Below are 26,206 nucleotides of genomic sequence, written 5' to 3'. Positions count from 1 at the left end.
GGTTCTTTCTCAAATCTTCCGCCCCGCCTGCTCCCAATAGGGATCACGCAGGCGGCGCTTGAATATTTTTCCGGAGTCTTCGCGCGGCAGGCTCGTGCGGATCTCGATGTGCTTGGGCACCTTGTAGTCGGCGAGCGAGCCCTTGAGCCGGGTGCGGATATCGCCGGCATCGAGCGTGACACCTGGTTGCGGCTCGACCACCGCCATCAGCGCCTCGCCGAACTCGGCATCGGGGATGCCGAACACGGCGCAATCATGCACGCCGGGCACGGCGTGGAGCACGGATTCGATCTCGGCCGGATAGATGTTGACGCCGCCTGAGATCACCATGTCGCGCTTGCGGTCGCAGATGAAGACGTAGCCGTCCTCGTCGATATAGCCGACGTCGCCGGAGGTGATGAAGCCGTCGCGGTCGATCTCGGCGCGCTTCTCCGGCTTGTTGTGGTAAGTGAAGTCAGCCATTTGGGCCATGCGGGAATAGATCTCGCCGATCTCGCCCACGCCCAGCACGCGGCCGTCATCGCCGATGAAGCGCAGCTCGGCGCCGGGCGAAATCCTGCCGACGGTGCCGGGCTTTTTGAGTGCATCCTCGGAGGTCGCGAAGGTGACGGCGCTGGATTCGGTCGAGCCGTAGAATTCGTAGATCACCGGCCCCCACCATTCGATCATCGCGCGCTTGACGTCGGCCGGACATGGCGCGGCGGCATGGATGATGTGGCGCAGCGACGAGACATCGTATTTCTTGCGGACCACCTCCGGCAGCTTCATCAGGCGAATGAACATGGTCGGGACCATGAAGATGGTGTCGATCTTGTATCGTTCGATCAGGTCCAGGAACTCCTCGGCCTCGAAGCGCGGCATCAGCACCAGCGCGCCGTCGAGCTTGCCGGCGCGGATGCCGAACGAGTTCGGCGCGGAGTGATAGAGCGGGCCCGGCAGGATCGCGCGGGCGCCGGGCTTGAGCCCATAGATCATCGCACGCATGCGCTCGCCGGCCGCGGCCTGTTCCGGCGTCGGTGCGTTGCGCCGCACGCCCTTGGGATGGCCCGTTGTCCCTGACGTGTAGATCATGTTCATGGGCTGCGGCACGACCGGGCCGTCATAGGGCTGGTGTTGCGCCAGCCAGGATTCGAAATCGACCGCGAAGTCCGGCGTCACCAGATGATCTGGATTGATCTTGTAGTTGGACAGGATCTCCGGCGGGGTCGGCACGCTGAGCACGGTGACGCCTTTCGGAATCGCATCGCGCAGGGCATGTAGCATGTCGGCATGTCCGATCAGCACGGACGTGCCGGTATCCCCGAGGATGTAGTTGATCTCCTCCGGCTTGAAGTGCCAGTTGATCGGCACACCATACGCACCTAACCGCATCGCGGCGTAGGCCGCTTCGAGGAAGGCGATATCGTTGCGCATCAGCATGCAGACGCAATCGCCTTGCTTGACGCCGATTTTGGCGAGGCCGCTCGCGATGCAATCGGCGCGGTTGGCGACTTCGGCGTGGGTACGGCGGCGGGCGCCGGAGACGATGCCGAGGAATGGGGACGTTTCGCTCATTTTTGTTTTTCTTTGTTGTTTAGCGACGTTGCCAGTTAGTCGTCATCACCGGGCTTGTCCCGGTGATCCACGTTCTTGCTTGCCGCTTCTGACCAAGAACGTGGATGGCCGGGACATCTAGCGCGAAGACGCGCTTCGCGCTTCTGCCCGGCCATGACGGAGAGCCTGTCAGTCTACATACCTCGCCTCGCGCTTCTCCAGATTGGAGCGCACCGCTTCGGTCTGGTTCGCACTGCCGATCAGCTTCTGCTGCTCGACCGACTCGGCGAGCAGCGCCGGGCCCGGATCGACCGAGAGATTGTTGAGCAGGCGCTTTGCGGCGCGGATCGCATCGGGGCTCTTGCCGGCGATTTCGCGCGCGACTTCGAGAGCCGTGGCGCGGGGGTCGTCGCAGATGCGCGTCGCGAGGCCGTAGCTCATCGCCTCCTGTGCGGAGAAGATGCGGCCGGTGTAGGTGAGATCGCGCAAAATGTCGTCGCGCACGAGCGAGGCCAGGATCGGCGTGCCGGCCATGTCGGGCACGAGGCCCCATTTGATCTCCATCACCGACATCCGCGCATCGGCCGAGAGAAAGCGCATGTCGGCACCGAGCGAGAGCTGGAACCCACCACCGAAAGCGACGCCGTGCACGGCCGCGATCACCGGAACCGGCAACTGGCGCCAGCCCCACACCGCCTGTTGCGGAAAATTCGCCTGGCCGTGCGTACGCGCCGTGAGGTCGCGATTTTCGCCACCCGGAATTCCGTTGCCGCCCTTCTCCTTCATGGCGGCAAAACGCCCCATGTCGAGACCGGCGCAGAAGGCGCGGCCTTCGCCCGAGAGCACGACGACACGCACGCCCTTTTCCTTCGAAAGCCGGTCAGTTGCGGCAACAAGGGCCTCGAACATCGCCTGATCGAGCGCATTCATCTTGTCGGCGCGCACCAGCCGCACGTCGGCGACGCCTTCCGAGATCGAGATCGAGACGCGCTCTTCCATGGATGAATTCTCCCCTGTTCTTGTTCAGTGCCGCTTTACAGGAAGCCAGCGGCCGGATTTAGTCAATCGACCAATTAACTGACAATCCGTACGGGAGAAACAGCCATGTTCAAGGAAAATCTTCTGGCCGGCAGGAACATCCTTGTCACCGGTGGTGGCACCGGACTCGGCAAGTCGATGGCGGCGCGCTTCCTCCAGCTTGGAGCAGAGGTGCACATCTGCGGCCGGCGCAAGATCGTGTGCGACGAGACCGCGACCGAGCTGATGGACCTGCATGGTGGCCGCGTCACCAGCCACGGCGTCGACATCCGCAACGCGCTCGCGGTCGAAGAGATGATCGAGACGATCTTTCGTGACGCTCCCCTCACCGATCTCATCAACAACGCGGCCGGCAATTTCATCTCGCGCAGCGAGGAGCTGTCGCCGCGCGGCTTCGATGCCGTCGCCAACATCGTGATGCACGGCACGTTCTATGTCACCCATGCGGTCGGCAAACGCTGGATCGCCTTGAAGCAGCCCGGCAATGTCGTTTCCATCACCACGACCTGGGTGCGCAACGGCTCACCTTACGTGGTACCGTCCGCGATGAGCAAGTCGGCGATCCACGCCATGACGATGTCGCTCGCGACCGAATGGGGCCGCTACGGCATCCGCCTCAACACGATCGCGCCGGGCGAGATCCCGACCGAGGGCATGAGCAAGCGCATCAAGCCCGGCGACGAAGCCGGCGCGCGCACCAAGGCGATGAACCCGATGGGCCGCGTCGGCACCATGGAGGAATTGCAGAACCTCGCGGTGTTCGTGATCTCCGGCGGCTGCGACTGGATCAGCGGCGAGACCATCGCGATGGACGGCGCGCAGGCGCTGGCGATGGGCGGCAATTTCTACCAGCTCCGCGACTGGAGCGACGACGACTGGAAAACCGCGCGCGAGAGCATCATGGCGCAGAACGAGAAGGACCGGGCGAAGCGGGGGTGATGCTCTCACCGCTGTCGTCCCGGGGCGCGCATAGCGCGAGCCCGGGACCCATAACCCCAGGATGAGGTTTGGCGAAGACTCATAACCCCGATCTCGCGCCACAACTCCTCCCTGTGGCTATAGGTCCCGGATCTGCGCTCCGCTCCGCTGCGCTTGTCCGGGACGACAGCGGGGCCTCTCCCATCTTGTCTTCACCCGCGGATGACGCCACACTCCCAGGCATAAAAACAAGACGCCACGGGAGAGACATGTCCACCACACAGCCATTGGCGAATCTCGCCGACATGGTGCGCGAGCGCGCGACCAGCCGCGGCAACGCGACCGCCTACGAGTTCGAGGGCCACATCACCAGCTTTGCCGAGTTCGACGTCAAGACCAACAAGGTCGCCAACGCGTTGATCGCGATGGGCGTGGAGAAGGGCGACCGCATCGCCTATCTCGGCAAGAACAGCGACCTCTACTTCGAGCTGCTGATGGGCGCGATGAAGGCCGGTGTGGTGATGGCGCCGGTGAACTGGCGGCTTGCAGGGCCCGAGGTCGCTTTCATCGTTGCGGATTGCAGGGCGCCGGTGCTGTTCGTGGGGCCGGAGTTCATCGCGCAGGTCCGCCAGATCAAGGGCCAGCTGCCTGGCGTGCGCACTGTCATCACCACCGAAGGCGGCGCGCCGGAATGGCAGGATTTTACGGCCTGGCGCGATGCGCAGAGCGGCGATGATCCCAGGGTGCCGATCGACACCCGGGACATCGCAATCCAGCTTTATACGTCGGGCACCACAGGCAAGCCCAAGGGCGCGATGCTGTCGCATGCGAACTTCCTCAACCTGGTACAAACCGGCAATGCCGAGGACAAGCCGGAGTGGAACCGGTGGTCGACCGACGACGTGTCGCTGGTGGCGATGCCGATCTTCCACATCGGCGGCTCCGGCTGGGGCGTGATGGGACTCTATCACGGCGCCCGCGGCGTGATCGCGCGCGAGTTCGATCCGACCAAGGTTTTGGATTTCTTCGAGCAGTCGGGCATCACAAAACTCTTCATGGTGCCGGCGGCGATGCAGTTCGTGGTACGGCAGCCGCGCGCGAAGACGGTCGATTTCTCGCGGCTGAAATACATGCTGTATGGCGCCTCGCCGATTCCGGCGGCGCTGCTGAAGGAATGCATCGAGGTCTTCAAATGCGGCTTCGTGCAGATGTACGGCATGACCGAGACGACAGGCACCATCGTCGCGCTACCGCCTGAGGACCACGTCGAGGGCCTCGAGCGGATGCGCTCGGCCGGCAAGGCGCTGCCGGGCGTCGAGATCGCGATCCTGGATGCGGACGGCAAACCACTGCCGCCGCGCGAGGTCGGCGAGATCGCGACGCGCTCGGGCTCGAACATGGCCGGCTACTGGAACCTGCCCGAAGCGACCGCCTCGACCCTGCGCGGCGATGGCTGGCTGCGCACGGGTGACGCCGGCTACATGGACGAGGACGGCTACCTCTACATCCACGACCGCATCAAGGACATGATCATCTCCGGCGGCGAGAACATCTACCCGGCCGAGGTCGAGAGCGCGCTGTGCGATCATCCTGATGTCGCGGAAGCCGCCGTGATCGGCGTGCCCGACGACAAATGGGGCGAGGCGGTGAGGGCGGTGGTGGTGATGAAGCCCGGCAAGCAGGCGACCGCCACCGACATCATCAACTTCACCCGCGAACGCATTGCCGGGTTCAAGACGCCGAAGAGCGTGGAGTTCTTGCCGGCGCTGCCGCGGAATCCGTCAGGCAAGATCTTGCGGCGGCAGTTGCGCGAGCCGTATTGGGCGGGGAAGGATCGGCGGGTGAATTGATCCCACGGTGCCGTAGGGTGGGCAAAGGCGCAAAGCGCCGTGCCCACCATTCTTCGTTTGCAACAAGAACGGTGGGCACGCTCCGCTTTGCCCACCCTACGGCAGCGATGCTTCGCAGCAACCGCTCAATGCTTCCCCGGCCCCATATACCCGAACAGGAACCCCGCCACCTTGCGCATCTGGATCTCCTCGCTGCCCTCCGTGATGCGATAGCGGCGGTGGTGGCGGTAGATGTGCTCGAACGGCTTGTGGCGTGAATAGCCCATGCCGCCGTGGACCTGCATGGCGCGGTCGGCGGATTCGCAGCAGAGGCGGTTTGCCCAGTAGTTGCACATGGAGACGCGGTCGGAGAGCGTGCGCTCGATCTGCTCCTCGTTGAGCTGGTCCATCTCCCATGCGGTCTTGCGGATCAACAGGCGCAGCATCTCGGCTTGGGTCGCGAGCTCGACCAGCGGGAACTGGATCGCCTGATTCTCGGCGAGCGCCTTGCCGAACGGCTTTCGCTCGCGCGCGTATTTGACACTCTCGTTGATGCAGTAGACGGCAGCGCCGAGCGAGCTTGCCGCCTGGCGGATGCGGTTCTGATGGACAAAGCACTGCGCCAGCGACAGGCCGCGCCCGACTTCGCCGAACAGCGCATCCTCAGGCACGAACACGTCCGTAAAGCTGACGCGGGGATGGTCGGTGGGCATGTTGAAGGTCCACATGTACTCCTCGACCTTCACGCCATGGCTCTTGGCCGGCACCAGGAAGCAGGTGATGCCGCGGGCATCGCCGTCATTGCCGCTCGTGCGCGCGAACAGCGCGCAATGCGTGGCGACATGCATGCCGGTCGTCCACATCTTCTCGCCGTTGATGATCCAGCCCTTGACGTTGTCGCGGGTCGCGGGCACCGCACGCGTCTCCATGTGGGTGGCGTCCGAGCCGTGATGCGGCTCCGTCAAGCCAAAGGTGATGCGGTACTTGCCCTTGATCGAACCGTCGATCATCGCCTTCTGGTCGTCGCGGCCATAGCGATCGAGCATGGTGACAACGGGGAAATTGCCGACGACGGAGTGCTCGTTCTGGAGATCGTTGTGCAGGCCGAGACCCTTGGCGGCAAAATGCTCGCGGATCACAGCCATCCAGAGGTTGGAGCCGTCCTTGCCGCCATATTGCTTCGGCACCGGAAAGCGCAGATGGCCGGCGGCGTCCGCGAGATCCTTGGCCTTGCGCAGCAGCGCTTCCCATTCATGGCGCGGCAGGCCGCCATTGTCGAAATCGGTGCGCGCCCATTCGCGGCGATGGTCGAAGAAGCGGATGTTGTCGTCGGCCTGTTCGAGCGGCTTGATCTCGCGTTCGATGAATCGGTCGAGCTCTCCGAGATAGGCGACGAGATCGGCAGGCAATGAGAAATCCACGGCTCTCTCCCGGAGTAGTTTTGTCGTTTTGCGTTAAGGCGCTAACCGCGCTTTTGCTTCGCGCGATTAAGGTGAGAAGTGCGCGCGCAAGTCAAGCAAGGCGAGGCGTGTGACAGGCGCAAGGCGCGCCCGCGCAATCCGATGGTGTCGCGGCGCTGACGCGCGCTAGTATGTCCGCAATATTCCTTCACGAGTAAATGCGGGAGCGCGCGATGGATCTGAAATTCTCAAAGGTGGAACGCAAGGGGCCGATCACGATCATCACGCTGTCGCGGCCCGAGGTCTACAACGCCCTGCACATCGATGCGCATTTCGAACTCAACAAGGTGTTCGACGATTTCTCCGCCGACCCCGAGCAGTGGGTCGCGGTTGTCACCGGCGCCGGCGACAAGGCGTTCTGCGCCGGCAACGATCTGAAGTGGCAGGCGGCAGGCGGCAAGCGCGGCTGGGACAAGGGCGGCTTTGCCGGCCTCACCTCGCGATTCGATTGCGACAAGCCGATCATCGCCGCGGTCAACGGCGTCGCCATGGGCGGCGGCTTCGAGATCGCGCTCGCCTGCGACCTGATCATCGCGTCGGAGAACGCGACCTTCGCCCTGCCCGAGCCACGCGTTGGCCTCGCCGCACTCGCCGGCGGCCTGCATCGCCTGCCGCGCCAGATCGGCCTGAAGCGCGCCATGGGCATGATCCTCACCGCGCCATGTCAGCGCCAAGGAGGGCCATGAGCTCGGCTTCGTCAACGAGGTGGTGCCGCAGGGCGAGGCGCTGTCGGGCGCACTGCGCTGGGCGGAGATGATCACCAAGAACTCACCGATGTCGATCCGGGCGTCGAAGCAGACCATCCAGAAGGGGCTCGCCGTGTCGCTGGAGCAGGCGATCGAGGAGCAGCGCGAATATCCGGCGGTGAAGGCGATGGTGGCCTCGCAGGATTACATCGAGGGCCCGAAGGCGTTCTCGGAGAAGCGGCCGCCGAAATGGGTGGGGAAGTAGAGCGCCGTTCTCCTCGTCACGACGACGGATGCCCCAACACCACAGGTGTCATGCCCCGGCTTGACCGGGGCATCCAGTACGCCGCGGCTTCAACGCATCTCACTGCCGTCTCTGGAATACTGGATCGCCCGCCCCTGTGCGCAATTGCGCACTAGGCGGGCGATGACAGCGGAGAATATGGCACCGTCTACCCGTCTCGCCCCAGCTCCCGCTTGTATGAGGCATAGTTCGGCTGGTCGACCGCTAGCTTATCCATCGTGGTCTGCCAGAGATGCTCGGCGAGCCCCGGCGTTGCCAGATCAACCTCACCCTTGGCGATGCGCTCAGCGAGCGCGCGGTTGAGATCGGCGACCGAGCCGTCAATGCCCAGCAGCGCGCGCAGCCGCTCGACCTCCTTCGCATCGCTTTCCTCCTCCTGCGTCAGCTGCCGCGTGACGAGGTCGAGAATGTTGATGGCGACGCGCAGCTTGAAGGCCTGATGGCCGGAGACCAGCGGCGTGATGTCGTTGCGGAGGAAATCGGCGACCGCCTTGGTCAGCTCGATCGGGGTCGGTTCGTCCTGCATGTCTCACCCTCCCCGCGGCGCGAGCAGCCGCAAGAGATCAATTTCGGTTTCCGAAGCGCGGCGGCCGATCATGGCGCGTTCCATCGAATGATCCGGCCCCTCGCGAAACCGCTGCATCATGCCGCCGCACATGATGCCCCAGCGCAGTGTGCCCATCACTTCCCAGAATTTTACACGCGACGGGACGACTTTGCGGCCCGCGGCCTCATAGCCGGCGAACAACTCCTCGCGTGTGCCAAAACCGCCCACCGGCTTGTCGATCTCACCAAAACGCCAGGAGTTAACGCAGACCCAGCCGAGATCCTCCATGGGATCGCCGAGATGGGCGAGCTCCCAGTCGAGCACGGCGCGGACGCCGTCGGCGCCGATGATGAGATTGCCGTTGCGGAAATCGCCGTGCACCAGCGTCGTCTCGGCCGAGGGGCCGGGATCATGGTCGCGCAGCCAGCGCAGCGCCAGCTCGAACACGGGCTTTGGCCAGTTCAGGCTACGATAGTCGCGCTCGAACTCGGAGATCTCCTGGGTCGCGGACCGGCTGCGCAGCTCGGGCAGCTTGTCCTGCGGCAGTTTGTGCAGGCCGGCGAGCACGCCGCCGATCTGCCGCGCGAGACGCGGCCGCGCCGCCGCGTACTCATCATCGCGAAGAATCTTGCGGGCGATGGTCTCGCCCTCGACCCGCTGCATGATGAAGCCGGTGCCGAGATTTTCGTCCGGCGTCAACACATGCATCACGCGCGGCGACGGCACTCCGGCCTCGAAAGCGAGTTGCATCAGCTGCGCTTCGGCCGCGAGGCCCGCCGCGCGCGTCGGCGCGGCGCCATAGCCCTTCGGCGAGCGGCGCAGGATCGCGCCGATCGGCCCATCGGGATGCGCGATGTCGAAACGCCAGGTTTCCTGGCTGGCGCCGCCGGACAGTTTTGCCGCGCCGGTGACGCCGGTCGCCCCTTCGCACCAGCGCGCGACGCTGCGGGAGAGCTCGGCCTCGATCATTTGCCTTTGAACTGCGCCGGGCGCTTCTCCAAAAACGCGCCAACGCCTTCACGGAAATCGTCCGTGTCGCCGGCGCGCAGCTGGCACTGGAATTCGAGATTGAGCTGATCCTCGAACGAATTTTCGGGGCTGTCCCAGTAAAGCTTGCGGATCAGCGACAGCGCGACCGTCGGGCCGCTGGCGAGATCACGCGCGAGCTTCATCGCCTCCTCCATCAGCACGCCGTCGTCGTAGACGCGGTTGACGAGGCCCCATTCCAGCGCCTTCTCGGCCGGTAGCCGCTCACCCATCAGCGACAATTCGACCGAGCGCGCCCGGCCGATCAGGCGCGGCAGTAGCCAGGTCGAGCCGCAATCCGGCACGAGGCCGATGCGGCGGAAGGCTTGAAGAAAGTAAGAGGACCGCGCGCACAAAATCATGTCGCCGAGCAGCGCGAAGCTCATGCCGGCGCCGGCCGCCGGGCCGTTGACCGCGGTCACGATCGGGCAATGCAGATTGCGGATGCGCCGCAAGAAGGGATGAAAGCCGGTCTCGAGCGTCAGGCCGGCCTTGGTCTTCTTCGACTGATTGTTGCGCCCTTGCAGATTCGCGCCGGTGCAGAACGCCCGCCCCGCGCCGGTCAGCACCACGCAGCGGACCTCGCCCTTCTTCTCCTCGATCGCGTCGAGGGCATCGGAGAGGCCGCCCAGCATGTCCATGGAGACCGCGTTCATCACCTCCTGATGGTCGAGCCGGAGGATCGCGACCGAGCCATCGAAATCGAGCGTGACGTGTTTGAACTGCATGGTTTCCTCGTCAGTTGGTACTAGCGATGTTTCGCAGACCGGAATTAGTTTTGCCGGGGCGCATATTTGATTTTTGTCGCGGCCTTGTCCATGGTGGTCCGAACATACCTTGTCGTCGTATCGCACAATCTTGCGCGCACAGGCTGGCGCGCGCCCGTGCCAAAAACAGGAAACGCGCCATGAACCTTTTCGACCTTACCGGCCGCGTCGCCGTGATCACCGGCGGCAATGGCGGTATCGGGCTCGGCATCGCGCAGGCACTGGCCGGCCAGGGCTGCAACGTCTCGATCTGGGGCCGCAATCCTGACAAGAACAAGGCTGCTGCCGCGAGCATGACGGGCCTTACCGGCAAGGTCGACACCCGCGTCTGCGACGTCACCGATCCGGCTTCGGTCAATGCCGCGATGAAGGCGACACTCGACATTTTCGGCCGGGTCGACGGCTGCTTTGCCAATGCCGGCATCGGCGGCGGCGGCCGGCGCTCCTTCATCGAGCGCACCGAGGAAGAGTGGCGCACGATGTTTGCGACCAATCTGGACGGCGTGTTCCACGCGTTCCAGGCCGCCGCAAAACACATGACCGAGCGCGCCAATGCCGGTGATCCCTTCGGCCGGCTGGTCGCGACATCGAGCCTCGCCTCGATCTTCGGCACTGCGCGCAACGAGCACTATGCCGCGACCAAGGCCGCGATCAAGCGCTGGTGCGCGCGCTCGGCGTCGAGCTGGCGCGTCACGGCGTCACCGCGAATGCGATCCTGCCCGGCTGGATCAAGAGCGACATGACCGCGGGCATCATGGCCAACGAGAAGTTCGTGGCCAATGTGATGCCGCGCATTCCGGTGCGGCGCTTCGGCGAGGCCAGCGATTTCGGCGGCATCGCGGTGTATCTGATGAGCAAGGCGTCGTCGTATCACACCGCGGATACGTTCGTGATCGACGGCGGCTATACGGCGTTTTGAATCTCGTAGCCCGGATGGAGCGAAGCGTAATCCGGGATTTCTAGAAGCAAGCAAGACCCGGATTTCGCTGCGCTCCATCCGGGCTATAAACTCTGAGGGGAATGGGCAAATGTTCTCACACATCATGATCGGCACTAACGATCTCGACAAGGCCAAGGCTTTTTACGACAACCTGCTCGGCACGCTCGAGGTGCGCCCGGCCAGGGTCGACGGCCATCGCATCTTCTACATCACCAAGACCGGCGTGTTCTCGGTGACGAAGCCGATCAACGGCGAGGCCGCCACGTGTGCGAATGGCGGCACTATCGGCTTTGCCGCCAACTCGCCTGAGCAGGTCGACAAGTGGCACGCAGCCGGTGTCGCCGCCGGCGGAACGCCGATCGAGAATCCGCCCGGCATCCGCGAGGGCGCAGGGAACAAGCTCTACATCGCTTATTTGCGCGATCTCGACGGCAACAAGATCTGCGCGATGCATCGGCTGCCGAACTGATTGCTCCAGGACGGTGTCATTCCCCGCCTTGTGCGCAATTGCGCACTGGAGCGGGGAATCCAGTACGCCGCGGCTTCTCCGTAAATCGCTGACGTCACGGAGTACTGGATCGTCCGGTCAAGCCGGGCGATGACAACAGTGAGTGCGGCCCGCACCTGCCTCCTCACCCCGTTCAAACAGCATTTCAAACGCTCTCGCGATATTCCATCGCATGGCATGGGTCGCCTGAAAAATGCGCGCTCGCGCTTTGGCCGCGCTGCGACTATTCTGCGGCCCAACGCGATCTCAGTGACCCCGGGAGGAACAATGACAAAGCACGCCTACATACCCCGCACCACCAACTACACTCTCAATCCCGGCGATGAGCTCAACGATCTCCGCATGTCGGACCAGGTCCGGCCGCTCTACGATCACGTCAGGAAATTCATCCGCGACACCGTCGAGCCGATGTCGATCGAATTCGCCAAGGCCGGCGAAGGCAAGCAGGATCGCTGGAGCTTTACGCCGAAACAGCTCGAGGTGCTCGAGGTCGCCAAGAACAAGGCCAAGAAGGAAGGCCTCTGGAATTTCTTCCTGCCCGACGACGAGACCGGTCAGGGCCTGAAGAATCTCGACTACGCCTATATCGCCTCCGAGCTCGGCAAGAGCCCGCTGGCCTCCGAGACGATGAACTGCTCGGCGCCGGACACCGGCAACATGGAAGTGCTGGAGCGCGTCGGCACCAAGGAGCAGAAGGAGAAGTGGCTGAAGCCGCTGATGAACGGCGAGATCCGTTCGGCCTATGTCATGACCGAGCCGAACGTCGCCTCCTCCGACGCCAAGAACATTTCGACGACCGCAAAGCTCGTCGGCGACGAATGGGTCATCAACGGCGAGAAATATTACATCTCCGGCGTCGGCGATCCCCGCTGCAAAATCCTCATCGTGATGGTGAAGACCAATCCGGATGCGGCGCCGAGCAAGCAGCAGTCGCAGATCCTGGTGCCGCGCGACACGCCCGGCGTCGAGGTGCTCGGGCCCATGTACGTGTTCGGCCAGGACCACGCCCCGCGCGGCCACATGCACATGCGCTTCAACAACGTCCGTGTGCCCAAGGAGAACATGCTGCTCGGCGAAGGCCGCGGCTTCGAGATCTCGCAGCTCCGCCTCGGCCCGGGCCGCATCCATCACTGCATGCGCACCATCGGCAAGGCCGAGAAGGCGCTGGATCTGATGGTGCAGCGTGGCCTCACCCGTGAGGCCTTCGGCAAGAAGATCGCCCATCTCGGCGGCAACATGCAGATCATCGCGCAGGCCCGCTGCGAGATCGAGGCGATGCGGCTGATGGTGCTGAAGGCCGCCAAGGCCATGGACGTGCTCGGCAACAAGGAGGCCCGCGTCTGGGTCTCCATGGTCAAGGCCATGGTGCCGGAGCGCGCCTGCAAGATCATCGACCAGTCGATCCAGATGCACGGCGCCACCGGTATCTCGCACTGGACCCCGCTCGCCGAGATGTACCAGGACGTCCGCCATCTGCGCTTCGCCGACGGTCCGGACGAGGTGCACTGGATGGTGGTGGGACGCCACGAGCTGAGCATGGCGTAAAAGTCTCTGGCCTCTCCCCGCTCGGGAAGAGCGGTAGGGTGGGCAAAGGCGCGCTCTTCGCGCGCCGTGCCCACCATCGCGGCTTCGCAAGAAAGTGGTGGGCACGCTTCGCTTTGCCCACCCTACGAGAGTTTCACCCCCACGGAGCCACCATGGAATACGCCGCCAGCGACCTGACGCCACGCGAGCGCTACAAGGTGCTGACGTCCTTCATCCTGCCACGGCCGATCGCGTGGGTGACCTCGGTCGGGCCGACCGGCGTCGTCAACGCCGCGCCGTTCAGCTTCTTCAACGCCTTCTGCGAAGATCCGCCGCTGTGCATGTTCGCGGCGAACCGCAAGCCCAACGGCCAGGACAAGGACACGTTTCTCAACATCCAGCGCACCGGCGAGTTCGTGGTCAACCTCGCCGACGAGCCGCTGGCGAAGGCCATGCACGAGAGCAGCGGCGACTTTCCCCCTGAAGTGGGCGAGCCTGACTATCTCGGGCTGAAGCTCGCACCGTCGGCGAAGATCGCCGTGCCGCGGCTCGCCGACACGCCCTGGGCGATGGAGTGCAAGCTCTGGAAGATGATCGACGTCAACGACGATCGCCGGCTGATCATGGGCGAAGGCATCCACTTCCATATCCGCGACGAGCTGTGGGACGACAAGGCGATGCGGGTGCACATGGACCGCTATCACCCGATCGGCCGGATGTTCGCCGACCGCTACTGCCGCACGGATGATCGCGTGGTGTTTCCGGCGGCGGAGGGGGCGAAGGGGAAGTAGGCCGCGCCATCGCGCTCCCTCGCCCCGTTCTTACGGGGAGAGGGCTGGGGTGAGGGGCTGCTTCCGAGAAAACAGTGTGAGTTGGGCTCGCGGAGAGTCCCTCTCACCCGAATTCGATCTTCGATCGAATTCGACCTCTCCCCGCAAGCGGGGCGAGGTGAAGCGAGCACCGTTTACGTCGCGGCCGGCTCGCCGATCTTGTCCTGGGTCTTGGTGTCGAAATCGCCGGCGTCGTGCCGCTCGTGGAGCTGGCTGGCGGGATCGCCGGAAACGCGGTTGACCATGCGGCCGCGCTTGACGGCCGGGCGCTTGGCGATCTGGTCGGTCCAGCGCTGCACGTACTTGTAGTCCTGCACCGACAGGAATTCGCCGGCGCCATAGACCAGCCCCTTGGCGAGCGCGCCGTACCAGGGCCACACCGCGATGTCGGCGATGGTGTACTCATTGCCCGCGAGGTACTCGTTGTCGGCGAGGCGCCGGTCGAGCACGTCGAGCTGGCGCTTGACCTCCATCGCAAAGCGGTCGATGGCGTATTCGATCTTGGTCGGCGCATAGGCGTAGAAGTGACCAAAGCCGCCGCCGAGATAGGGCGCGCTGCCCATCTGCCAGAACAGCCAGGACATCGCTTCGGTGCGGCTCTTGATGTCCTTCGGCAGGAAGGCGCCGAACTTCTCGGCGAGGTAGACCAGGATCGAGCCGGATTCGAACACCCGGATCGGCTCGGGACCGGACCGGTCCACCAGCGCGGGAATTTTCGAGTTCGGGTTGATGTCGACAAAGCCGCTGCCGAACTGGTCGCCATTGCCGATCCTGATCAGCCAGGCATCGTATTCGGCGCCCTTGTGGCCGAGCGCCAGCAGTTCCTCCAGCATCACCGTGACCTTCACGCCGTTCGGCGTCGCCAGCGAATAGAGCTGGAAGGGATGCTTGCCGACCGGCAGCTCCTTGTCGTGGGTCGCGCCGGCAATGGGGCGGTTGATGCTGGCGAACTGCCCGCCGTTCTCCTTGTTCCAGGTCCAGACTTTGGGCGGCACGTAGGCGGGGGCGTCGGTCATGCGGGGGCTCCGGCGAAAAGATGCGCTTGCATTAATTAGCTCGCGAATGGCCGATGGCAAGGGCGCAGAAATGCATTGCCGGGCGGGGCAACTCTACGTTTCGTCATGGCAGGCCGCTTCCCGCCGTCGTTCCGGGCCCGCCGCGCGCCCGGGAATGACGATCGGAAAGAGCCAGGTTCAGGACGCGGCCGCCGTCAGCCCCTGCTCGGCCTGCCCCAGCAAAAACCCCTCATATCCCTTCGCCGCGACCTCGTCGCAGATCCGGCGGTAGACACCGACGCCGCCGATATAGGGCATGAAGATGCGCGGCTTGCCTGGAATGTTGGCGCCCATGTACCAGGAATTGGCCTGCGGATAGAGCGTGCCGCGGGCGACCTCGTTGACATGGGCGACCCACTTGTCCTCGGCCTCCCCGCTTGCCTCCATGGTGGCAACACCCTGCCTGCGCATGTGGACGAGGCAATCGGCGATCCAGTCGACATGCTGCTCGATCGAGACGATCATGTTCGAGAGCACCGACGGGCTGCCGGGGCCGGTGATGATGAAGAGGTTCGGAAAGCCCGCGCTCATCAGACCGAGATAGGTCTTCGGGCCTTCCGCCCACTTTTCGTTCAGCGTCCGTCCGCCCGGGCCACTGATGTCGATCTTCGCGACCGAGCCGGTCATGGCATCGAAGCCCGTCGCCATCACCAGCGCGTCGACCTCGTGGTCCTTGCCTGCGACACGCACGGCATTCGCGGTGATCTCCTCGATCGGATTGGTCTTGATGTCGACCAGCGAGACGTTCGGCCGGTTGAAGGTCGCGAAATAATCCGTATCGATGCAGATGCGCTTGGTGCCGATCGGATGGCTGTTGGGCTGGAGCAGCTTCGCGGTTTCGGGGTCCTGCACGATCTCGGCGATCTTGCCGCGCACGAAGTTCGCCGCGGTGTCGTTCGCGGATCGCTCCAGGCCGAGATTGTTGTAGACATACATGAAGGTGAGCCCGCCGCGCTCCCAGCGCGCCGAATATTTGCCATTCCTGGTCTCGTCGCTGTCGTCGAGCGCGCCGCGATCGGGTTGCTCGGCGAAAATGCCGTTGCGTGCGACTTCGCGGGCGAAGCGGCGGATCTCCGGATAGGTCTTGCGGACGTTGCTGCGTTCTTCGTCGGTCAGCGCGGCGTTGCGCGCGGGAATCGAAAAATTCGCCGTGCGCTGAAATACGGTGAGATGTTTTGCTTGTTCGGCGATGACGGGCGTCGATTGGATGCCAGACGATCCCGTCCCGATCAGGCCGACGCGCAAGCCCGTGAAGTCGACGTCTTCATGCGGCCAGTTGCCGGTGTGGTAGACAGGTCCCTTGAAGCTCTCGAGGCCCTTGATGTCAGGCTTGCGCGCGTTCGAGAGGCAGCCGGTCGCAAGCACGATGAACTGCGCCTCAACCGTCTTGCCGTCGGACGTCGTCACCGACCAGCACTTCGCCCGCGCGTCGAACGCCGCGCGCTCGACGCGGGTGTCGAACTGGATGTCGCGGCGAAGATCAAAACGGTCGGCAACGTGGTTGGCGTAGTTCAGGATCTCCGGCTGCGGCGCGTAGCGCTCGCTCCAGTCCCACTCCTGCTGCAGCTCTTCCGAAAACGAGTAGGAGTACTGCATGCTCTCGACATCGCAGCGCGCGCCGGGATAGCGATTCCAGTACCAGGTGCCTCCGACGCCACCACCCTGCTCATAGACGCGCGCCGAGAAGCCAAGACCGCGCAGGCGGTGCAACATGTACATGCCGGCAAAGCCCGCGCCGACGACTTGCGCTGGCGACATCGGTAGGCGCTCCCTCGCTGTTTTCTCTTTGTTTGCGCCAGCATTCTCAAAGGCCCACAAAAGCGCAAGAGGCAAATCGGCGAGCTCTGGTCTGTTTATTTTGTGCAGCGGAATGGCTCATCCGCCGCGTGGCGTCTGCACGCAAGATGCGCGGCCAAATCCGGCTTGGCATCGCGGGTGACGATGAGCTAGCGTCGAAGCGCCTTCGCTCAAGCAAAGCAACAACAGCAACGCGACGGCTGCCGGGAGAGAGCCATGAAATCGCCGATCTGCGACATGCTGGGCATCGAGTTCCCGCTGCTCGCCTTCAGCCATTGCCGCGACGTCGTTGCCGCCGTCAGCCGTGCCGGCGGCTTTGGCGTGTTGGGTGCCACCGTGCACACGCCCGACACGCTCGAGCGCGAGCTGAAATGGATTGACGAGCATGTCGACGGCAAGCCCTACGGCATCGACGTGCTGATCCCCGAGAACATCTCGACCGCAGGCGAGAAGGACGTCACCTGGAAGAGCCTGGAGGCGCGCGTGCCGCAGGAGCACCGCGCCTACACGCGCGACCTCCTGAAGAAATACGATATCGAGTTGACGACAAGTGATGTGGCCGACAACCAGCCGCAACCGTTCGACGCGAAGACCGCACTTCAGCTGCTCGAGGTCTCCTTCAACCATCCGATCCGTTTGATCGCCAACGCGCTGGGCGTGCCGCCGAAGGCGATGATCGAGATGGGCAGGAAGCACGGCGTGCCGGTTGCCGCCCTCGTCGGCGCCAAGGAGCATGCGTTGCGCCAGGTCGCGGCCGGCGTCGACATTCTCGTGGTGCAGGGCACCGAGGCCGGCGGCCATTGCGGCGAGGTCTCCACCCTGGTGCTGGTGCCGGAGGTGATCAAGGCGATCAAGAAGATCCGCGACGTGCCGGTGCTCGCGGCCGGCGGCATCATGACGGGACGGCAGATGGCCGCCTGCATGGCGATGGGCGCGGCCGGCGCCTGGACCGGCTCGGTGTGGCTCGCCACCGTCGAGGCCGAGACCACGGAGATCTTCCGCGAGAAGATGATCGCGGCGTCCTCGCGCGATGCGATCCGTTCAAAGGGGCGCACCGGCAAGCCGGCACGCCAGCTCCGCTCGGTCTGGACCGATGCCTGGGACCGCGCGCCGGAAAGCCCCGGCGCGCTGCCGATGCCGCTGCAAAGCGTCATCAGCCGCGACGCCTTCAACGCGATCGATCGCGCGGCGGCGAGCGGCAACGCCAAGGCGCGCGACCTCGTCAGCTATTTCGTCGGCCAGGGCGTCGGCCTGATCGACAGCGTGAAGTCGGCGGGCGCCGTGGTGCAGGAGTTCAAGGAAGAATTTGCCGAGGCCGTCGAGCACATGAATGCGCTGGTGGCGGAGTAGCATCCACATCGTCATTGCGAGCGAAGCGAAGCAATCCAGACTTCTTCCGCGGATACATTTCGGGATTGCTTCGTGCCTTCGCTCCTCTCAATGACGAGACAACTAACATCGTGAATCGAGATTATGACTGACAACATCCCGGAAGACCGCATCCCCGTCGTCGTCGGCATCGGCGAGATCATCGACCGACCCAAGGAGATCACCGAGGGCCTCGAGCCTCTCGATCTTCTGGAGCAAGCGCTGCGGCGGGCCGAGCAGGACGCCGGCGCAAAGCTGCTTGGCGAGGTGCAGTCGCTCGACGTCGTCAACTTCCTGAGCTGGCGCTATCGCGATCCGGAAAAGCTTTGGCGCAGCGGCTCGGCATTGCGCCGGCGCATTGCTATTACGGCCCGGTCGGCGGTGAGAGCCCGATCCGCTACATCCACGAGGCGGCAAAACGCATCGCGCGTGGCGAATGCACTGTGGCGGCAGTCTGCGGCGCGGAGGCGCAGTCGACCGCGACCAAGGCGGAGCGCGCCGGGGTCAAGCTGCCCTGGACGCCGTTCGCCCATGACGTCGAGGAGCCCAAGCGTGGGGCGGCATTCCAGAAGCCGCTAGCGGTGAAGCTCGGCGTGTTCCGTCCCGTCACCGTCTATCCATTCTATGAGTCCGCCTCCTCCGCCCATTGGGGCCAGACGCCGCGCGAAGCCATGGCAGAGTCCGGCACGCTGTGGTCGCGCTACTCCGAGGCCGCCGCCGAAAATCCCAACGCCTGGCTGAAGCGGCGCCATGCGCCGGACGAGATCACGACGCCGACGGCGGACAACCGGCTGATCGCCTGGCCCTACAACAAGCTCATGGTCGCCAACCCCAGCGTCAACATGGGCGGCGCGCTGCTGCTCACCAGCCTCGCCAGGGCGCGCGCGGCCGGCATCGCGGAGGACAAGCTGGTCTATCCGCTCGGCGGCGCCTCGGCCGAAGAGCCGCGCGATTACCTCCTGCGCGATCAGTTCCATGAAAGCCATCCGCAGAATGCGGTGCTGAAGGCGGCGATGGACCTCGCCGGCGGCGACGGTAAAAAGTTCGACGCGATCGAGCTCTATAGCTGCTTCCCGTGCGTGCCCAAGATGGCGCGGCGGACGCTGGGCCTCGGGGCCGACGTGCAGCCGACCGTGACCGGTGGCCTCACCTTTTTCGGTGCGCCGCTCAACACCTACATGACGCATGCGGCCTGCGCGATGGTGCGGCGTGTGCGTGATGGCGCCAAGCTCGGGCTGCTCTACGGCCAGGGCGGCTTCGTCACCAAGCACCACGCATTGGTGGTGTCGAAGACGCCACGTGAGGCGCTGGCGCAGGAGACGAGCGTGCAAGGCGAGGCCGACCGCAACAAGCGCGCGGTGCCCGAGTTCGTCACGGAGGTCTCAGGCAAGGGCAAGGTCGAGAGTTTCACGGTGCTCTATGGCCGCGGCGGCGATGTCGAGCACGGCGTGGTGATGCTGCGGACGGAAGATGATCGACGCACCCTGGCGCGGATTCCGGCGAGCGACGCGGCGACGCTGGCGCATCTGCTCAACATGGATCGCACGCCGCTGGGTTCGCTCGGCGAGATCACGATGGCGGCGGATGGCGTGCCGGAGTGGCGGGTGGCGTAGCTTTCGTAGGGTGGGCAAAGGCGCTCTTGCGCCGTACCCACCATTCTTCTTCCAATCACATGAAGATGGTGGGCACGCTTCGCTTTGCCCACCCTACGAGATCAACCTAGCCCTTCGGCGCCTGCTTCTCCGACGCCGTCGCCGGCTTGCCCTTGGCACCGGCGCCGCCAACGACGCGAACCTGGTCGCCGTCGGAAATGCCATCCGGCGGGGCGGCGATGACGCGGTCGTCGGGTGCGATGCCCGAGGCGAGTTCAATCTCCTTGCCGAGATCGCGCGCGATGGTCACGGTCTTGAACTGCACCTTGTCGTCGGGACCGACGGTCGCAACACGCAGACCGCTGCCGTTGAAGATCAGGGCGCTGGCGGGAATGCTCAGCGGCGCGGTGTCGCGCTGAAGGTTGAGCTTCACGCTGGCATAGCCGCCGGGCATCAACTCGCCGTTGGAATTGTCGAGCCGAAGCTGCATGCGGGTGGTTCCTGAGGCGACGTCGACGGCCTGCGAAGACGCCTCGACCGTCGCCTGGAATGTCCGGTTCGGGTATTCCGGCATGACCATGGTGGCCTTGGCGCCGATCTTGATCGCAGGCACGTAGTTCTGGGGAACGTTGACGTAAACGCGCAGCTTGGTGATGTCGGAGACCACGAACATCGCCGGGCCGGAGCCGCCGCCGGCATTGATCAACGCGCCGACGTCGGTATCGCGCGCCGTGACCACGCCATCGAACGGCACCGTGATCTTCTTGTAGCCGGCCAGCGCTTCAAGCCGCTCGACATTTGCCTGGCCTGAGTGGACGGCCGCGTTCTTGTTGGAGAGATCGGCGGTGCGCTCGTCGATCTCCTGGGCGGAGACGAAGTTGGAGGCGACCAGCGTCTTGCGCCGGTTGAGCGTTGCTTCCGAGAGCCTGGCACTGGCCTGCTGGCTGGCGAGGTCGGCGCGGGCCTGAAGCAGTTGCTGGTCGAGGTCGGGCGCCTCGATCTCGGCGATCACCTGCCCCGCCTTGACGCGCGCGCCCATGTCGACGCTCCAGCTCTTCAGATAGCCGGAGACGCGCGCGAAGATCGGCGCGCGGTAATAGGCCTCGAGCCGACCCGGCAGGTCGATGGTACCGTTGAGGGATTTTGCGTTCGGCAGCGTCACCGCAACGCTGGGAACGGCCTGATCGTCGGTCCATTCCTTCAGCTTGGAGCCGTGCTCCTCGCGGGCACGAATGCCGGTGCCGACGACGAGACCTGCCGCAATCAGCGCCACCACGCCGAAGATGCCCAGTTTCCGGTGCGACACCGGGGAGCGGGGTTCAGTGGGCGACATGCGGAGTCTCCAATGGGGCGGCGGCTTTGGCGCCTTGTTTCTTGTGTACCATACTGAACACCACGGGAACAAACATCAGCGTGGCGAAAGTTGCAAAGATCAGGCCGCCGATCACGGCGCGGCCAAGCGGCGCATTCTGCTCGCCGCCCTCCCCGAGCCCCAAGGCCATCGGCGCCATGCCGATGATCATGGCGAGCGCGGTCATCAGGACCGGGCGGAACCGGACGAACCCGGCCTCGAGTGCAGCGGCGACGGGGTCACCGAGCTCCTCGTAGCGCTCGCGGGCGAAGGAGATCACCAGCACGCTGTTGGCGGTGGCAACGCCCATGCACATGATCGCGCCGGTCAGGGCGGGCACCGACAGCGTCGTCTCGGTCGCGAACAGCATCCAGACGATACCGGCAAGCGCGGCCGGCAGCGCGGTGATGATCACGAACGGGTCGGACCAGGACTGGAAGTTCACGACGATCAGGAAGTAGATCAGCACGACGGCACCGAGCAGGCCGAACAGAAGGCCGGTGAAGGCGCTGTTCATCGTCTGCACCTGGCCGAGCAGCACCACGGAGGAGCCCTTCGGCACGTCCTTGGCGGTGTCGGCGATCACCTGACGGATGTCGGCGGCGACCGCACCGAGATCGCGGCCCGAGGTCGTGGCAAAGATCTGGACGAGGTTCTGGATGTCGTATTGCGACACTACCGCACTCGAGGTCGCGCGCTTGATGTCGGCGATGCCGCCGAGGATCGGCGACTGCGAGGCGCCCGTTGCCGTGATCGGCAGCGTCTGCAGCGCGCTGAGCGAGTCGATCTGGTATTGCGGCGTCTGCATCACGATGGAGTAGGAAACGCCGTTCTCCGGATTGAGATAGTAGGTCGGCGCGACCTGCGAGGAGCCGGCGAGGTTGACGACGAGACTGTTGGTGACGTCGCGCTCGGTCAGGCCGACATATTGCGCGCGGGTACGGTCGACGTCGATGTTGAAGGTGGGGTTATTCGGCGACTGCTGGATGCGCGCATCGGCAACGCCCGGGATCTTGCGAACCCTCGCCAGCAAATTGTTGGCGTAGGCAAAGTTGGCGCCGATATTGGCACCACGGATTTGCAGGTCGATCGGCGCCGGCGCGCCGAAGTTCAGGATCTGGCTGACGATGTCGGCCGGCAGGAATGCGAAGCTGACGCCGGGGAACAGGCGCGGCAGCTGCTCGCGCAGCACGCGCACGTGCTCTTCCGTCGGCTTGTGGCCCTCTTTCAGCTTGATCTGGATGTCGCCGTCCTGCGGGCCGATCACGCCCGTGTTGTTGTAGGTCATGTTGATGCCGGAGATCGGCATGCCGATGTTGTCGGTCAGCGTCTCGATTTCACCGGGGATCAGCTTGCGGATCGCCTTCTGGACGTCGGCGAGCTGGTTCGCCGTCTCCTCCACGCGGGTGCCGACCTGGGTGCGGACATGCATCAGGATATTGCCGGCATCGACCGCGGGGAAGAAGTTGCGTCCCAGAAACGGCACCAGCGCGAAGGACGCGCCGACCACGCAGAGGAAGCCGATCACGAACACCGCGCGGTGCGCCAGCGCGAGCCCGAGGAAGTCATGGTAGCCGCTGCGAATGCGCTCGAACCGGGCCTCGAAACCGCGCTGGAACCAGACCAGCGGATTGCGCGACTTCGGCGGGCCGCCCTCGTGATGGACGTGTGCCTGCAGCAGATAGTTCGCCATGGTCGGCACCAGCGTGCGCGACAGGATGAACGACCAGATCATCGCGAACATCACGGCTTCGGCCATCGGCACGAACAGGAAGCGCGCGACGCCGGCGAGGAAGAACATCGGCACGAACACGATGCAGATGCACAGCAACGAGACGAAAGCCGGCGTCACGATCTGGTTGGCGCCGTCGAGGATCGACTGCTCGACCGGCTTGCCCTGCTCCAGATGGTAGTTGATGTTCTCGATGGTGACGGTGGCGTCGTCGACGAGGATGCCGACCGCGAGCGCAAGGCCGCCGAGCGTCATGATGTTCAGCGTCTCACCGATCGCCGACAGCATGATGATGGCGCCGAGCACCGAGAGCGGGATCGAGACCGCGATGATGACCGTGGAGCGCCAGCTACCGAGGAACAGCAGGATCATGACGCTGGTCAGCAGCGCCGCGATCACGCCTTCGATCGCGACGCCTTGAATCGCGCCGCGGACGAACACCGACTGGTCGCCGATGAAGCCGATCTTCAGCGCGTCCGGCAGCTGGTCCTTGACGTCGATCACCTTCTGCTTGATGCCGGCGATGATATCGAGCGTCGAGGTCGCGCCCGCCTTCAGCACCATCATCAGCACCGAGCGGTTGCCGTCGACATGGACGATGTTGGTCTGCGGCGGATTGCCGTCACGCACGGTCGCGACGTCGCGCACATAGACCATCGCGCCGTTGACGGTCCTGATCGGCAGATTGCCGAGCTCGTCGATCTTCAGCGGCGAGTTGTTGAGCTGGATGTTGTATTCGAACTGGCCGATCTTCTGGGTGCCGACCGGCGTGATCAGGTTTTGGGCTGCGAGCGCGTTGGCGACGTCCTGGCCCGACAGGCCACGGGCCTGGAGCGCGGTCGGATCGAGGTCGATCTGGATTTGGCGCTGCTTGCCGCCGAACGGATACGGGATCGCCGCGCCGGGCACGGTGACCAGCGGGGTGCGCAGATTATTGATGCCGATATCGGCGAGGTTCTGCTCGGTCAGGCCATCGCCCGACAAAGCCACCTGGATGATCGGCACGGTCGAGGCGGAGTAGTTCAGGATCAGGGGCGGCGTTGCGCCCGGCGGCATCTGCTTCAGCAGCGTCTGCGAGATCGCGGTGACCTGCGCGTTAGCGGTGCGGATGTCGACGTTCGGCTGGAAGAAGATCTTGATGATGCCAAAGCCGTTATAGGAGTTGGCGGTAATGTGCTCGATGTCGTTGACGGTCGTCGTCAGCGCGCGCTGGAACGGCGTGGTGATGCGGCCGGACATCTGGTCCGGCGGCAGGCCGGTGTACTGCCAGACCACGCCGATCACGGGGATGCGGATGTCCGGGAAGATGTCGGTCGGCGTCCGCAGGGCCGCGAGCGGCCCGATGATCAGGAGCAGAAGCGCGAGCACGACAAACGTGTAGGGTCGGCTCAGGGCAATACGGACCAGAGCAATCATCGGTCAGGCAATTCCAAATAGGGGACAGGGAACACGCCCCACGGGTTCCTGAGGCTGATTTACCCGAACACCGTGGAAATGGCCAACGACGGCGCCGCCCCGTGCGGTCACTTCCCTGCCATCGCACTGCGAAATCGCATTCCAGATATGCAGCCTGCGGCCGGAATATTACGGAAGCGGCTTACCCCCACGTAAAAAAGCGGCGCCCGCAGGCGCCGCCTTCAGAACTGCGATGGTTTCCCGGCTCAGGCCGCGCGGACGTTGGTCAGGAACTTGCTGACCTCGGTCTTGAGGCGGCTCGAGTCGTTGGACAGCATCTGCGCTGCCGACAGCACCTGCGAGGAGGCCGTGCCGGTCTCGGTCGCACCGCGCTGCACGTCGGTGATGTTGGAGGAGACCTGCTGTGTGCCCTGCGCCGCCTGCTGCACGTTGCGGGCGATCTCCTGGGTCGCTGCGCCCTGCTCTTCCACCGCAGCGGCAATCGCCGAGGAGATTTCGGAGAGACGCTCGATGGTCGAGGAGATCTCCTTGATGGCGCCGACCGAGTCGTTGGTCGCCGCCTGGATGCCGGAGATCTGCTGGCCGATTTCGCCGGTCGCCTTGGCGGTCTGCTCGGCAAGCGCCTTCACCTCGGAGGCGACCACCGCGAAGCCGCGGCCGGCTTCACCGGCACGCGCCGCCTCGATGGTGGCGTTCAGCGCCAAGAGGTTGGTCTGGCCGGCGATGGTGTTGATCAGCTCGACGACGTCGCCGATGCGGGAAGCCGCCTTGGACAGCTCGCTGACGCGCTCGGTGGTGGCACGGGCCTGGCCGACGGCATCGCCCGCCATCCGCGCTGATTCCTGCACCTGACGGCTGATCTCGCCGACCGACGAGGCCATCTCCTCGGTGGCCGAGGCCACCGACTGCACGTTGGTCGAGGCTTCCTCTGAGGCCGCGGCGACCGTGGTCGCCATCCGCTGCGAGCGGTCGGCGGTCGAAGTCAGCGTCGAGGCGGAGGCTTCGAGCTGGGTCGAGGCCGACGACACGGTCTGGACAATCTCGCCGATCATCGTTTCGAAATCGCGGGTGATGCCGTCGACGCGGCGGCCGCGCTCGATCTTGGCTTCGGCATCGGCGGCGGCGGCCTCATCGGCGGCTTTCTTGGCGATCAAGGCTTCCTTGAAGATCTGGAGCACATCGGCCATGGCGCCGATCTCGGTCTTCTCGCCGCGATGCGGGACTTCGGCGGAGAGGTCGCCCTTGCCGAGCGCCTGCATCGGCTGGATGATCGAGTTGATGCCGGCGGAGACGTCCTGGACCACGTAGAAGCTGACGCCGATGCCGATGATCACGGCGGCGCCGAGGATGATCGAGACCAGCATGAAGGCATAGAAATAGCTGTCGGCGGCATCCTGGGCAGCCTGGTCGCCGCCCTTGGTGTTGAGATCGATGTCCTTCATCAGGACCTCATCCGACGCAAGGCCGATCTTGTTGACCGTCTTGGTGTTCAGCTCCTGGGCGTCATGCGGGACCTTGCCGGCCTCCTTGCGCGACAGCGCCATGACGTCTTCGGTGCCCTTCTTGTAATCGTCCCAGAGCTTGGCCCATTCGTTGTACAGCCGGCGTTCCTCGGGCGAAGTGATCATCGGCTCGTAGGCCTTGCGGGACTTGGCGAGCGCCTCGATGACGGTGCCGGCCGTCTTTTCGTTGGCGAGCTTCTCCTCGAGGGTCTCGGACAGCATGTGCTGGCGGACCACGTTGCGGTAGGTGATGACGCTGGCGCGGAGTTCGCCGAGCACCCGGACGCTGGGCAGCCAGCTCGTGGTGATGTCGGTGGTGTTGGCGTTCATTGACCGCATCTTCGTGACGGCGAGCAGGCCCATGCCGGTCATAGCGACCAGCAGGAACGCCACGACACTGATGATCTTGGCGCGAATGGAAATGGTGGCGAACATAATCGGGTCTCGTTGTGCTGGCGCGGGCGCGCGTCCGGGAGGTCTTAA

General features: G+C 64.6%; 17 protein-coding genes and 3 pseudogenes. 9 read left to right on the top strand and 11 right to left on the bottom strand.

Features of this window, described 5'->3' with window-relative positions; translation table 11 throughout:
- Nucleotides 1–9: 9 nt before the first annotated feature.
- Both J4G43_RS16810 and J4G43_RS16805 read right to left on the bottom strand, forming a co-directional pair.
- The gene (locus tag J4G43_RS16810; RefSeq protein ID WP_208085677.1) at nucleotides 10–1,554 is read right to left on the bottom strand and encodes an acyl-CoA synthetase; all 1,545 of its coding nucleotides are present in this window, start codon (nucleotides 1,552–1,554) and stop codon (nucleotides 10–12) included.
- A gap of 168 nt (nucleotides 1,555–1,722) precedes the next feature.
- Nucleotides 1,723–2,532, bottom strand: coding sequence for a crotonase/enoyl-CoA hydratase family protein (locus tag J4G43_RS16805; RefSeq protein ID WP_208085676.1), 810 nt, complete (start codon nucleotides 2,530–2,532; stop codon nucleotides 1,723–1,725).
- 105 nt (nucleotides 2,533–2,637) lie between these two features.
- Here J4G43_RS16805 and J4G43_RS16800 point away from each other — a divergent pair, with 105 nt between their 5' ends.
- Together J4G43_RS16800 and J4G43_RS16795 are read left to right on the top strand one after the other, a co-directional pair.
- On the top strand, nucleotides 2,638–3,510 hold the full coding sequence (locus J4G43_RS16800; protein WP_208085675.1) for an SDR family oxidoreductase: 873 nt from the start codon (nucleotides 2,638–2,640) through the stop codon (nucleotides 3,508–3,510).
- Nucleotides 3,511–3,758: 248 nt separating this feature from the next.
- Complete coding sequence (locus J4G43_RS16795; RefSeq protein ID WP_208085674.1) at nucleotides 3,759–5,339, top strand: fatty acid--CoA ligase; 1,581 nt, start codon at nucleotides 3,759–3,761, stop codon at nucleotides 5,337–5,339.
- Nucleotides 5,340–5,464: 125 nt separating this feature from the next.
- Here the strand turns inward: J4G43_RS16795 and J4G43_RS16790 are convergent, their stop codons facing one another.
- Complete coding sequence (locus J4G43_RS16790; RefSeq protein ID WP_208085673.1) at nucleotides 5,465–6,739, bottom strand: acyl-CoA dehydrogenase family protein; 1,275 nt, start codon at nucleotides 6,737–6,739, stop codon at nucleotides 5,465–5,467.
- A gap of 212 nt (nucleotides 6,740–6,951) precedes the next feature.
- Between J4G43_RS16790 and J4G43_RS16785 the strand changes: the two are divergent.
- Nucleotides 6,952–7,729: pseudogene (locus J4G43_RS16785) on the top strand (enoyl-CoA hydratase-related protein).
- Nucleotides 7,730–7,916: 187 nt separating this feature from the next.
- On the opposite strand, the gene J4G43_RS16780 reads toward J4G43_RS16785, so the two are convergent.
- Genes J4G43_RS16780 through J4G43_RS16770 form a run of 3 tightly spaced genes read right to left on the bottom strand, consistent with a single transcriptional unit; the run spans nucleotide 7,917 to nucleotide 10,069 of the window.
- Complete coding sequence (locus tag J4G43_RS16780; RefSeq protein ID WP_208085672.1) at nucleotides 7,917–8,294, bottom strand: DUF6285 domain-containing protein; 378 nt, start codon at nucleotides 8,292–8,294, stop codon at nucleotides 7,917–7,919.
- Between the two features lie 3 nt (nucleotides 8,295–8,297).
- Nucleotides 8,298–9,284, bottom strand: a complete 987-nt coding sequence (locus tag J4G43_RS16775; protein WP_208085671.1) for a phosphotransferase family protein — start codon at nucleotides 9,282–9,284, stop codon at nucleotides 8,298–8,300.
- Nucleotides 9,281–10,069, bottom strand: a complete 789-nt coding sequence (locus J4G43_RS16770; RefSeq protein WP_028146899.1) for an enoyl-CoA hydratase/isomerase — start codon at nucleotides 10,067–10,069, stop codon at nucleotides 9,281–9,283. The genes J4G43_RS16775 and J4G43_RS16770 overlap by 4 nt, the downstream gene beginning before the upstream one ends.
- 26 nt (nucleotides 10,070–10,095) lie before the next feature.
- Between J4G43_RS16770 and J4G43_RS16765 the strand changes: the two are divergent.
- The 4 genes and pseudogenes from J4G43_RS16765 to J4G43_RS16750 all read left to right on the top strand — a co-directional run bounded on the left by J4G43_RS16765 (nucleotide 10,096) and on the right by J4G43_RS16750 (nucleotide 13,871).
- Nucleotides 10,096–11,027 (top strand): annotated as a pseudogene (locus J4G43_RS16765) (SDR family NAD(P)-dependent oxidoreductase).
- A gap of 109 nt (nucleotides 11,028–11,136) precedes the next feature.
- Nucleotides 11,137–11,517, top strand: coding sequence for a VOC family protein (locus J4G43_RS16760; protein ID WP_208085670.1), 381 nt, complete (start codon nucleotides 11,137–11,139; stop codon nucleotides 11,515–11,517).
- 306 nt (nucleotides 11,518–11,823) lie between these two features.
- On the top strand, nucleotides 11,824–13,101 hold the full coding sequence (locus J4G43_RS16755; RefSeq protein WP_014496881.1) for an acyl-CoA dehydrogenase family protein: 1,278 nt from the start codon (nucleotides 11,824–11,826) through the stop codon (nucleotides 13,099–13,101).
- 152 nt (nucleotides 13,102–13,253) lie between these two features.
- Nucleotides 13,254–13,871: a flavin reductase family protein gene (locus tag J4G43_RS16750; RefSeq protein WP_028146895.1), complete on the top strand. Its 618-nt coding sequence runs from the start codon at nucleotides 13,254–13,256 to the stop codon at nucleotides 13,869–13,871.
- A 173-nt stretch (nucleotides 13,872–14,044) separates the two neighbouring features.
- Here the strand turns inward: J4G43_RS16750 and yghU are convergent, their stop codons facing one another.
- Both yghU and J4G43_RS16740 read right to left on the bottom strand, forming a co-directional pair.
- A complete protein-coding gene (gene yghU / locus J4G43_RS16745; protein ID WP_208085669.1) occupies nucleotides 14,045–14,926 on the bottom strand; it encodes a glutathione-dependent disulfide-bond oxidoreductase in 882 nt (293 codons plus the stop codon).
- 177 nt (nucleotides 14,927–15,103) lie between these two features.
- Nucleotides 15,104–16,723, bottom strand: a complete 1,620-nt coding sequence (locus J4G43_RS16740; protein WP_208085668.1) for a flavin-containing monooxygenase — start codon at nucleotides 16,721–16,723, stop codon at nucleotides 15,104–15,106.
- Nucleotides 16,724–16,978: 255 nt separating this feature from the next.
- Here J4G43_RS16740 and J4G43_RS16735 point away from each other — a divergent pair, with 255 nt between their 5' ends.
- Both J4G43_RS16735 and J4G43_RS16730 read left to right on the top strand, forming a co-directional pair.
- A complete protein-coding gene (locus J4G43_RS16735) occupies nucleotides 16,979–18,112 on the top strand; it encodes a nitronate monooxygenase (protein ID WP_208085667.1) in 1,134 nt (377 codons plus the stop codon).
- A 123-nt stretch (nucleotides 18,113–18,235) separates the two neighbouring features.
- A pseudogene (locus tag J4G43_RS16730) lies at nucleotides 18,236–19,743 on the top strand (acetyl-CoA acetyltransferase).
- A gap of 106 nt (nucleotides 19,744–19,849) precedes the next feature.
- On the opposite strand, the gene J4G43_RS16725 reads toward J4G43_RS16730, so the two are convergent.
- From J4G43_RS16725 to J4G43_RS16715, 3 genes are all read right to left on the bottom strand, one after another.
- Nucleotides 19,850–21,055: an efflux RND transporter periplasmic adaptor subunit gene (locus J4G43_RS16725; protein ID WP_208085666.1), complete on the bottom strand. Its 1,206-nt coding sequence runs from the start codon at nucleotides 21,053–21,055 to the stop codon at nucleotides 19,850–19,852.
- Nucleotides 21,042–24,221: an efflux RND transporter permease subunit gene (locus J4G43_RS16720; protein WP_208085665.1), complete on the bottom strand. Its 3,180-nt coding sequence runs from the start codon at nucleotides 24,219–24,221 to the stop codon at nucleotides 21,042–21,044. The genes J4G43_RS16725 and J4G43_RS16720 overlap by 14 nt, the downstream gene beginning before the upstream one ends.
- Before the next feature lie 245 nt (nucleotides 24,222–24,466).
- Nucleotides 24,467–26,158, bottom strand: coding sequence for a methyl-accepting chemotaxis protein (locus J4G43_RS16715; protein ID WP_208085664.1), 1,692 nt, complete (start codon nucleotides 26,156–26,158; stop codon nucleotides 24,467–24,469).
- Between the last annotated feature and the right edge of the window lie 48 nt (nucleotides 26,159–26,206).

Source organism: Bradyrhizobium barranii subsp. barranii, assembly GCF_017565645.3.
Classification (GTDB): domain Bacteria; phylum Pseudomonadota; class Alphaproteobacteria; order Rhizobiales; family Xanthobacteraceae; genus Bradyrhizobium; species Bradyrhizobium barranii.
Note: the sequence above shows the minus strand (reverse complement) of the source record. Positions and strands in the feature narration are given on the sequence as shown.

What these genes read in the sequence shown, in the direction of transcription:
- J4G43_RS16810 (WP_208085677.1), bottom strand. Translation starts at nt 1,554, where the DNA reads ATGAGCGAAACGTCCCCATTCCTCGGCATCGTCTCCGGCGCCCGCCGC.
- J4G43_RS16805 (WP_208085676.1), bottom strand. Translation starts at nt 2,532, where the DNA reads ATGGAAGAGCGCGTCTCGATCTCGATCTCGGAAGGCGTCGCCGACGTG.
- J4G43_RS16800 (WP_208085675.1), top strand. Translation starts at nt 2,638, where the DNA reads ATGTTCAAGGAAAATCTTCTGGCCGGCAGGAACATCCTTGTCACCGGT.
- J4G43_RS16795 (WP_208085674.1), top strand. Translation starts at nt 3,759, where the DNA reads ATGTCCACCACACAGCCATTGGCGAATCTCGCCGACATGGTGCGCGAG.
- J4G43_RS16780 (WP_208085672.1), bottom strand. Translation starts at nt 8,294, where the DNA reads ATGCAGGACGAACCGACCCCGATCGAGCTGACCAAGGCGGTCGCCGAT.
- J4G43_RS16775 (WP_208085671.1), bottom strand. Translation starts at nt 9,284, where the DNA reads ATGATCGAGGCCGAGCTCTCCCGCAGCGTCGCGCGCTGGTGCGAAGGG.
- J4G43_RS16770 (WP_028146899.1), bottom strand. Translation starts at nt 10,069, where the DNA reads ATGCAGTTCAAACACGTCACGCTCGATTTCGATGGCTCGGTCGCGATC.
- J4G43_RS16760 (WP_208085670.1), top strand. Translation starts at nt 11,137, where the DNA reads ATGTTCTCACACATCATGATCGGCACTAACGATCTCGACAAGGCCAAG.
- J4G43_RS16755 (WP_014496881.1), top strand. Translation starts at nt 11,824, where the DNA reads ATGACAAAGCACGCCTACATACCCCGCACCACCAACTACACTCTCAAT.
- J4G43_RS16750 (WP_028146895.1), top strand. Translation starts at nt 13,254, where the DNA reads ATGGAATACGCCGCCAGCGACCTGACGCCACGCGAGCGCTACAAGGTG.
- yghU (WP_208085669.1), bottom strand. Translation starts at nt 14,926, where the DNA reads ATGACCGACGCCCCCGCCTACGTGCCGCCCAAAGTCTGGACCTGGAAC.
- J4G43_RS16740 (WP_208085668.1), bottom strand. Translation starts at nt 16,723, where the DNA reads ATGTCGCCAGCGCAAGTCGTCGGCGCGGGCTTTGCCGGCATGTACATG.
- J4G43_RS16735 (WP_208085667.1), top strand. Translation starts at nt 16,979, where the DNA reads ATGAAATCGCCGATCTGCGACATGCTGGGCATCGAGTTCCCGCTGCTC.
- J4G43_RS16725 (WP_208085666.1), bottom strand. Translation starts at nt 21,055, where the DNA reads ATGTCGCCCACTGAACCCCGCTCCCCGGTGTCGCACCGGAAACTGGGC.
- J4G43_RS16720 (WP_208085665.1), bottom strand. Translation starts at nt 24,221, where the DNA reads ATGATTGCTCTGGTCCGTATTGCCCTGAGCCGACCCTACACGTTTGTC.
- J4G43_RS16715 (WP_208085664.1), bottom strand. Translation starts at nt 26,158, where the DNA reads ATGTTCGCCACCATTTCCATTCGCGCCAAGATCATCAGTGTCGTGGCG.